Origin of the sequence: Acinetobacter sp. USHLN143, assembly GCF_037145695.1 — a bacterium.
Taxonomy (GTDB): Bacteria; Pseudomonadota; Gammaproteobacteria; order Pseudomonadales; family Moraxellaceae; genus Acinetobacter; species Acinetobacter fasciculus.
Genome location: NZ_JBBCWZ010000092.1, coordinates 1 through 8344, shown reverse-complemented (window position 1 = coordinate 8344; position 8344 = coordinate 1). Strand labels below are relative to the sequence as shown.

8 protein-coding genes and 1 pseudogene are annotated in these 8344 nt (G+C 41.9%); 3 read left to right on the top strand and 6 right to left on the bottom strand.

Annotation, left to right across the window (positions count from 1 at the left end; genetic code table 11):
* Positions 1 to 106 precede the first annotated feature (106 nt).
* Positions 107 to 418: a hypothetical protein gene (locus WFH18_RS15640; protein ID WP_336755212.1), complete on the bottom strand. Its 312-nt coding sequence runs from the start codon at positions 416 to 418 to the stop codon at positions 107 to 109.
* Positions 419 to 566: 148 nt separating this feature from the next.
* Between WFH18_RS15640 and WFH18_RS15635 the strand changes: the two genes are divergently transcribed.
* Together WFH18_RS15635 and WFH18_RS15630 are read left to right on the top strand one after the other, a co-directional pair.
* Complete coding sequence (locus WFH18_RS15635; protein WP_004668313.1) at positions 567 to 1247, top strand: heavy metal response regulator transcription factor; 681 nt, start codon at positions 567 to 569, stop codon at positions 1245 to 1247.
* A complete protein-coding gene (locus WFH18_RS15630; protein WP_005093351.1) occupies positions 1240 to 2640 on the top strand; it encodes a heavy metal sensor histidine kinase in 1401 nt (466 codons plus the stop codon). Before WFH18_RS15635 ends, WFH18_RS15630 begins: the two co-directional genes overlap by 8 nt.
* A gap of 38 nt (positions 2641 to 2678) precedes the next feature.
* Here WFH18_RS15630 and WFH18_RS15625 read toward each other — a convergent pair whose 3' ends face one another.
* Genes WFH18_RS15625 through WFH18_RS15605 form a run of 5 tightly spaced genes read right to left on the bottom strand, consistent with a single transcriptional unit; the run spans position 2679 to position 7723 of the window.
* Positions 2679 to 3962: an MgtC/SapB family protein gene (locus WFH18_RS15625; protein WP_103800919.1), complete on the bottom strand. Its 1284-nt coding sequence runs from the start codon at positions 3960 to 3962 to the stop codon at positions 2679 to 2681.
* Positions 3959 to 6334, bottom strand: a complete 2376-nt coding sequence (locus tag WFH18_RS15620) for a heavy metal translocating P-type ATPase (RefSeq protein ID WP_103800920.1) — start codon at positions 6332 to 6334, stop codon at positions 3959 to 3961. Before WFH18_RS15620 ends, WFH18_RS15625 begins: the two co-directional genes overlap by 4 nt.
* An 11-nt stretch (positions 6335 to 6345) precedes the next feature.
* Positions 6346 to 6996 (bottom strand): methyltransferase family protein, encoded by a 651-nt coding sequence (locus WFH18_RS15615; RefSeq protein WP_103800921.1) that lies wholly within the window; start codon positions 6994 to 6996, stop codon positions 6346 to 6348.
* A gap of 20 nt (positions 6997 to 7016) precedes the next feature.
* The gene (locus WFH18_RS15610) at positions 7017 to 7265 is read right to left on the bottom strand and encodes a DUF2933 domain-containing protein (RefSeq protein ID WP_004695740.1); all 249 of its coding nucleotides are present in this window, start codon (positions 7263 to 7265) and stop codon (positions 7017 to 7019) included.
* Positions 7266 to 7291: 26 nt separating this feature from the next.
* Positions 7292 to 7723 (bottom strand): hypothetical protein, encoded by a 432-nt coding sequence (locus WFH18_RS15605; protein WP_004695737.1) that lies wholly within the window; start codon positions 7721 to 7723, stop codon positions 7292 to 7294.
* Between the two features lie 497 nt (positions 7724 to 8220).
* Between WFH18_RS15605 and WFH18_RS15600 the strand changes: the two are divergent.
* Positions 8221 to 8344, top strand: a pseudogene (locus tag WFH18_RS15600) (IS5/IS1182 family transposase); the annotation flags it as partial.

The following is an 8344-nucleotide window of genomic DNA, read 5'->3' as shown; positions in this document are numbered from 1 at the left end:
GCTGAAAAGGTTGCCGACACATAAAGTGACCCAAATAGAAGAATTACTGCCACACCGCTGGAAATCCGACCAAAATTAAAAAATAGGCATGGGATTCAGCGGACGCTTACGATGTATTGGACATATTCATTTTTGAATGATCCATTTTCGAATGGTCCATATTCATCATGGAATGATCCATTTTCGACATATCAGAGGAATTTGCCGCTTGCTGTTGGCTAGGTTCTTGCTGAACCTTATTATCCTTGTTCATCTTACAAGGTTTAGAACACGGCTCTTGTGCTTTTTTTGCAGTTGTCACAGCATTAGATTTCGAATTTGATAGATCTTTTGCATCTTTTGCCCAAGATTGAGTACCAGCAATTAAAGTTCCAGCACACATTAAAATTGTTAGACTACGACGCACTACAGTTTTCATAAGTTTCTCTAAAAGTTAATTTCTTGCTACTACAATAAAGTGAAGCATTGAACATCTAAGTGACTTGAAAATGACATTTTTGTAATCTATCTCGATCAGATGTTTTATAACGTTATTATAGTTTTAATGAATGACTTAGGATTCGGAAATGAGAATACTATTAGTTGAAGATGAACAAAAAACTGGTGATTATCTCAAGCAAGGTTTATCCGAAGCTGGCTATATTACGGACTGGGTTACAGATGGGTTAACGGGTAAACATCAAGCTCTTTCTGAAGAGTATGACTTAATTATTTTAGACGTGATGTTACCTGGACTAAATGGTTGGAATATTATCAATGATATTCGTAGCAGCGGTAAAACAATGCCCATTCTGTTTTTAACAGCCAGAGATCAGATAGAAGATCGAGTAAAAGGTCTAGAGTTAGGCGCTGATGATTATTTAATAAAGCCTTTTGCTTTTGCAGAGCTTCTTGCTCGAATCAAAACTCTCCTTAGACGAGGGCAGCAAAGAGAAGATAGTAATATTATTAAGATTGCTGATTTAGAACTTGATTTGAGAAAACGTCGGGTAACGCGAGCGGGTCAACGCATTGATCTGACGGCAAAAGAATTCGCGCTTATGGAACTTTTTATGCGTAGACGAGGTGAAATTTTACCAAGAGCGCTGATTGCTTCTCAAATTTGGGATATGAATTTTGATAGTGATACGAATGTCGTTGAAGTCGCTATTAAACGATTAAGAAGTAAAGTTGACAGTAACTTTACTCCCAAATTAATTCAGAATATTCGAGGAATGGGGTATGTACTAGAGGTAGAGGATGAATAATAATTTATTCAGAGCGATCAGTTTCCGGATCGGTATCATTTTCTCATTATCTACTATTTTCATTCTAATTATTATGGGTTTGTTCATAAATAAATTAGTAATGCATCATTTTGAAACTCAAGACCGTACCCAATTAGAAGGTAAAATCCAGCTTATTCAGAATCTTCTCCAACAGCATCCTAAAAATTCTCCAGAACTTAATCTTTATTTAAGAGATGCGTTAGTTGGACACCATGATCTTATGGTCCAAATAGAACGACCGACAGGCCAAATTTTATTTAGTTCAGCATCCTCAATCATTAATACTCAAAATTTAATCAAGTCAGCAAATAATTCATGGATTAAATGGCAAGTTCAAAATAAGACCTATCGTGGCATGATCTACACTACAGGTATAAATAGAAATTCTGAAATACAATCTGTACGAATTATTGTTGGGATCGATACATCAGAACATCTACATTTTCTAAAAGATTTTAAGCGTCAACTTTTGTATATTGGTTTGGCTGGTACAATTTGTTTAATGTTTTTAGGTTGGTTTGCAACCTGGAGAGGTTTAAGACCCGTGCAAAAAATGGCTAAGGTCGCAGAAGGAATTTCTGCTCAACATCTTTCAGAACGTTTAGAAGTTGAGCATACACCAACCGAACTAAAATCATTGGCAATCGCCTTCAATGCTATGCTGGACAGACTAGAGTCAGCTTTAGAAAAACTTTCCGATTTTTCATCTGATTTAGCACATGAAATTAGAACACCGATTAATAATTTAATGACCCAAACTCAAGTATGTCTCGCCCGTAACCGAGATATTGGTACTTATCAAGAAATACTATTTTCTAATTTAGAAGAATTTGAACGTTTGGCTCGAATGGTGTCCGATATGCTTTTCTTGGCAAAAGCAGAACATGGCTTAAATTTACAGAACTTACAGAATATTGACCTCGTTAAAGAAGTTACCGCTTTATTTGATTTCTATGACGCTCTCGCTGCCGAAAAAAATATGACACTTCAACAAACAGGATCTGGCAATGTAAAAGGTGATCCTGCTATGTTACGTCGCGCACTCAGCAACCTATTGTCTAATGCAGTTAAATATGGAAACAAGAATTCTACAATACAGATAAAACTTCAACAGAATTTAGATAACACAATATTTTCAATTGAAAATGAAGGCCCTGAACTCTCTCCTGAACAACTATCCAGATTATTTGATCGTTTTTATCGAACAGATGCGTCTAGACAAAGAACAGAAGAAGGAACCGGCTTAGGGCTTGCCATAACAAAATCTATTCTTGATATGCTTGGGGCGACCATCCAGGCTGAATCCCTCAATGGTCGAATCATTTTTACCATTGTTTTTCAAAGTGAATCCATGCAAGGGGAATCATTTTAACTCATTTTTTGAACATCTTCCATTTACCCGAGTTGACCTTACATAAAGCTCAAACTGAGAGCCAGAGCTACGCCAGCACCTATCATGGCAATTGTGTAGCCAAATATGATAGCTCGGCCAAACTGTGCCCCCCCTGTCATCCATGCAATTGTCGCTTTGCTTAACATGTTGCTCAGTGTGGCCAGCCCTAGCGCGACAGCAGCCACATTTGTTGTTAAGCCTTCAGTACTATGCAGGCGGGCAAGTGAGACTAAAATAGCATCTACGTCTGCTAGCCCAGAAATAGTCGATAATACGAAGATGCCGCTGGTGCCCAACCATTGTTTTGCTGCCGGGACCAAGACTGCCATGACAGCCAGGAAAGCAGCGAAGCTGAATGCTGTCCCAAGATCAAAAGGAGCCATTGCTTCTATTGTTCGATCGTTGTTTTCAGCGCTGGTAATTTGGCGTTGTCTCCACAATGCCATACCCAGCAGAAGGATTCCCGCAATCATCATTGCACCACCAAAAGTGCTTAGCAATGCTGGCTCAATGACGCCTATCAGCACAACCATACGAAAAAACATGATGCCACAGGCAGCCAATGTTCCAGAAATAGCAGCACTGACCATGACGGGGTGCTGGCGTGTATAGCGTGCCAGTGCGACAGTTGCAGCTGTAGAAGATGCCAAACCACCCAATAGACCTGTCCAGAGTATGCCTCTTTGTGAACCGGTGAGCCGCATGGCAAAATGACCTGCCAGAGAGAGTCCGGCAATCAGGATCACTGCCCACCATAACTGGTAAGGATTTAATGCAGCAAAAGGTCCCATACCCGTATTGGGTAAGTAAGGTAATATAACGACAGAAAGTACCAGTAACTGTAGAGATGCGGTTAATTCACGATGTTCGATCAAGCGTAACCAACCATGTAAGGTTGGCTTGAGATCCAAAAATACAGCCACGATGACAGCCGCTGTTAATGCTAAAGTAACATTACCATGGGATGCATATGCACCTAGAACTAATGTCAACAGCATCGCGATCGTCGTGGTAGCGCTTAAATTACCGGAAATTTTTGCGGTACGCGCGTAGGATACCGTAAGTAAAAGGGAAAGCCCTAATACGGCTGCGACTAGTGGCCAAGGCCCAAAGTTTGGCTGTAGATGACCCAGCACTCCTCCGAGTAATCCTGTCAATGTGAAGGTACGTAGGCCTGCTACTCGGCTGCCTTCTGGCAGTTCACGATCATTCCATCCTCGTTCTAAACCAATGAGCAGGCCGATGGCAAGTGCTGCAACTAGGCCTGATACATCTGGTGGAAGAAAAGGACTCTCTATCATAGCTTTTTATGTCGCAGGCGAAGGGCATTCGTGATCACTGAAGCGGAGCTAAAACTCATGGCCAAGGCCGCAATCATGGGTGACAACAACCAACCTGTAAATGGGTAGAGTACGCCAGCTGCTATTGGGATACCCAAGGCATTGTAAAGGAAAGCAAACATGAGGTTCTGTTTCATGTTGCTGACAGTAGCTTCCGAGAGTGAACGGGCAACCGAGATACCGCGTAAATCTCCCTTGACCAGGGTAACTTGAGCACTATTCATTGCGACATCAGTCCCGGTACCCATAGCGATACCGACATCAGCCTTGGCTAGTGCAGGTGCATCATTGATTCCATCGCCGGCCATTGCCACGATGCGACCTTGCTTCTGCAATTTGCTGACAAGTTCGAGTTTATCTGCGGGTTTGACTTCACCATGTATCTCATCGATTCCCAGACGTGCTCCGACTGAACGGGCAGTGGTGAGACCATCTCCCGTTGCCATTACGATACGTAGTCCAGCTTCCTTCAGGGTGGTAAGAGCTTCAGGAGTACTTTTTTTGATGGGATCAGATACTGCAAGCAGGCCGGCCAATTCACCATTGATGGCTAGATGCATGACACTTGCCCCTTCCGAACGCAGCTCTTCGGCTTGCGGAATCAGAGATTGTACGGAGATACCCAATTGTTCCATCAGTGCCGTGTTGCCCAAAGCTAACTGACGATCGCCCACTTGACCTCGAACACCAATCCCTGAGCCTGATTCAAAATTATCTGGTGTTTCAAGAGACAGGCCACGTTCGTGTGCTGCATTTACAATCGCTTCGGCTAGCGGGTGTTCACTGCCTTGATCAAGACTGGCGGCTAAACGTAATACTTCAGATTCATCGAAACCTGATGCGGCAACCACACGATCGAATACAGGGCGTCCTTCGGTCAACGTACCTGTTTTATCAATGATTAGTGTGTCAATCTTGCGCAGATTCTCAATGGCTGCTGCATCGCGGAACAACACACCATGAGTAGCACCTTGACCCGTTGCAACCATGATAGACATTGGAGTTGCCAAGCCTAGTGCACAAGGACAGGCAATAATGAGTACTGCCACAGCATTGATTAATGCATAAACCCAGCTCGACTCTTCTGGGCCGAACAGTCCCCATCCAAAGAAGGTAAGCAAGGCAATGGCTACTACAGCCATGACAAACCAACCTGCAACCTGATCAGCCATGCGTTGCATTGGGGCTCTTGAGCGTTGAGCTTGCGCCACCATCTGTACGATCTGAGACAACATGGTACTTGAACCAATTTTCTCTGAACGCATGATCAATGAACCATTGGTATTCAGGGTAGCTCCAATGACTTTGTCGCCGACGCGTTTAGTGATTGGTAAAGGTTCGCCTGTCAGCATTGATTCATCTACTGAACTGCTTCCTTCAGTGACTACACCATCCACAGGAACTTTTTCACCTGGGCGAATTCTGAGTAAATCTCCTACATGGACATGAGTCAGAGGAACATCTTCCTCAGTTCCATCGGGCAGGATTCGGCGAGCTGTTTTAGGAGCAAGTCCGAGGAGTGACTTAATTGCAGCAGAAGTTTGCGAACGTGCTTTTAATTCCAGTATTTGCCCCAGTAGGGTCAAAGAAATGATGACCGCTGAAGCTTCAAAGTAAACAGCGACACGACCCATGGAGATAAATGAGTCTGGAAAGATTTGTGGTGCAATGGTCGCAACCACACTGTAAATAAAAGCAGCCCCTGTACCTAGACCGATCAGGGTCCACATGTTTGGGCTGCGATTCACAACCGATTGCCAACCACGGGAAAAAAATGGCCAACCTGCCCACAGTACAATCGGGAGTGACAACACTAATTCAATCCAGCTCTGAACTGCCATGTCGAACAGGTTCAGTTGATGGCCAAACATTGCCAAAAAAGTCACGACTATGGTGAGTGGCAGTGTCCACCAGAAGCGTCGACGGAAATCACGTAACTCAGGATTCTCATCTTCCTCTAACTCGGGAATGAGTGGTTCCAGTGTCATTCCGCATTTAGGACAGTTTCCAGGATGATCCTGTCTAATTTCTGGATGCATTGGGCAAGTATAGATGGTCGTGCCTGTTGTGCTTGCATCATTAACGGATTGAGTAGTCTGATGATGCTGTGTATATGCATCGGCAGTCGTCGTTGCGGGTTTAGCGATATATTGCACCGGGCTGCTATGAAACTTTGATTGACATTTATCACTGCAAAAAAAGTAAGTTTTCCCCTTAAATTCCTCATGGTATTTCGATTCTTCAGTGACGGTCATACCACAGACTGGGTCTTTCAGTACGTCTGTTGTAGCCTGTGCCATATGGTCCTGGTTATGATTTTTTTGATCTGACATAAATAATTCTCTTATGGAAAAGTGGTTTTATGGCCGAATTTTGGAATAAATCTCGGAGTCTGTTGAGCATAGCTGTCATAGACAGCGCCAAACTGTTTACTCATTTCAGCCTCTTCCTTAATTGCCAAGCGGCTGTACATTAAGAGTAGGATTGGAAACATAATCAGTGTCAGTAAAGTTGGCCATTGCAATAAAAAACCCAGCAAGATCATCACAAAAGCCACGTATTGTGGGTGACGTATACGTGCATAAGGGCCTGTGATCGCTAAAGAATGCTGACGTTGCGCGTTGTACAGCACGTGCCATGACGTTGATAACAGGTAAAATCCATAGCCCAAGAAAACGTAACTGGCGATATGCAAAATGCCAAAATGTGGATCACCTTTTTCACCTAATAGCGTTGACCACAAGTGACCTGCATTATGAGAAAGTAAGTCAAGTTGAGGGAAGCGAGTTTGAAGCCAACCAGATAACAGGTAAATGGTTAAAGGAAAACCATACATTTCGACAAATAGAGCAATGATAAAAGCCGAAAAGGCCCCCAATGTACGCCAATCGCGCGCAGTGGAAGGTCTAAAAAAACTGAAAGCGAACATGATAAAAACTGCTGAGTTAATGATAACCAGCGTCCATAAACCATAAGCCGATTCCGCATGATTCATGATGGATCTCCTGATAAGAGCTATTTTTTGTTATCAGATATATCGGATTTTTTTTGCTGCGAGTGGTTATGCCCATGACCACCATGCATAAAAATATGCATCAGTGGACACGCTAAAAGGAATAAATAAGGCAAAGCACCGATAACGTGGGCTAAATGTTCCGTTAATAGAAAATAAGCTGCGATACCACCCAGCACGATTAGACCAATGGCATAACGTGTAGACCAGAAGTTAGGTACTGAATTATTTTCTTGGTGTTGGTGATTCATGGTGCTTTCCCCTAATTCATGGGTAACTATTTAGTTGCTGACGGAGGCATACAGTCCATCATCATCTGCATCATGGATTGCATCATGTCCATACGTTTTTCCATCATCTGCTGACGGTCAGCCATATTTGCATTCATGCTTTGGCTGCCCATCTGTTTCATCATACTCATACCTCCTTGCATGAGTTTCATGTGCTCAGCCATAAGTTTCTGACGTTCTTGTGGGGTTTTTGCAGCCATCATCTTCTCATGCATGGCTTGCATCGCCTTCATGTGTTGATCCATTGCAGCCATTTTATCTGTAGCAGTGGTGCTGGTAACTGTTTGCTTAATTGTTACTGCAGATGGTGCTGTTTTTTCAGGGTGGTGATCTTTGTGTTCATCGGATTGCTGTGCAAATGTATTCAATGACGCGGCTGCGATACATAAGCCCAAAAAAATGTTTTTGAATTTCATCATAATTTTTTCCTTTAAATAATTTGGAAGTAAAAGCTATGTTTTAGTACTGAACAGAGTCTAGGAATTTGACTACTAAACTGATGAAATTTTTGGTTATTCTCTGTCTCTCTTAAAAATTTTAGCACTATTAATTAATTATTTTTAAAAATGACAAAAATGTAATTTTGAGATCTTCTCGAAATATATAGTCTATGCTGAGATGACAAAAATTTTATTTAATATTAATCTTTTAAAACTATTAAAGTTGTTATGATTTTATGTGCTTAAAAAAATAAAAATGAAATGATTAGATGACTCCAAGGCTAGTTAGAGACACATTCTTAATGTAATTTACACTGTTATTCCTTTAAAGAAAAAATACAGTTGATCAAAATAGTTTTTTATAGAAAAAAGGGTGGATAATTTAATTATTAAACTTATTGGTATATTTATTAGATAGAAGGGGCTTTGTTGCACAAACCTATCTGTAAAGGGTTTTTCAGCGATATAATTTTCAAATGAAGAAGCCTGCACACAAAATCTACCGCACAACCAATTGGCCCGCATATAACCGAGCACTCATGAGTCGCGGAAATATTGCCATTTGGTTTGATCCTGCTACGCAATGGTATGCGCCATCAA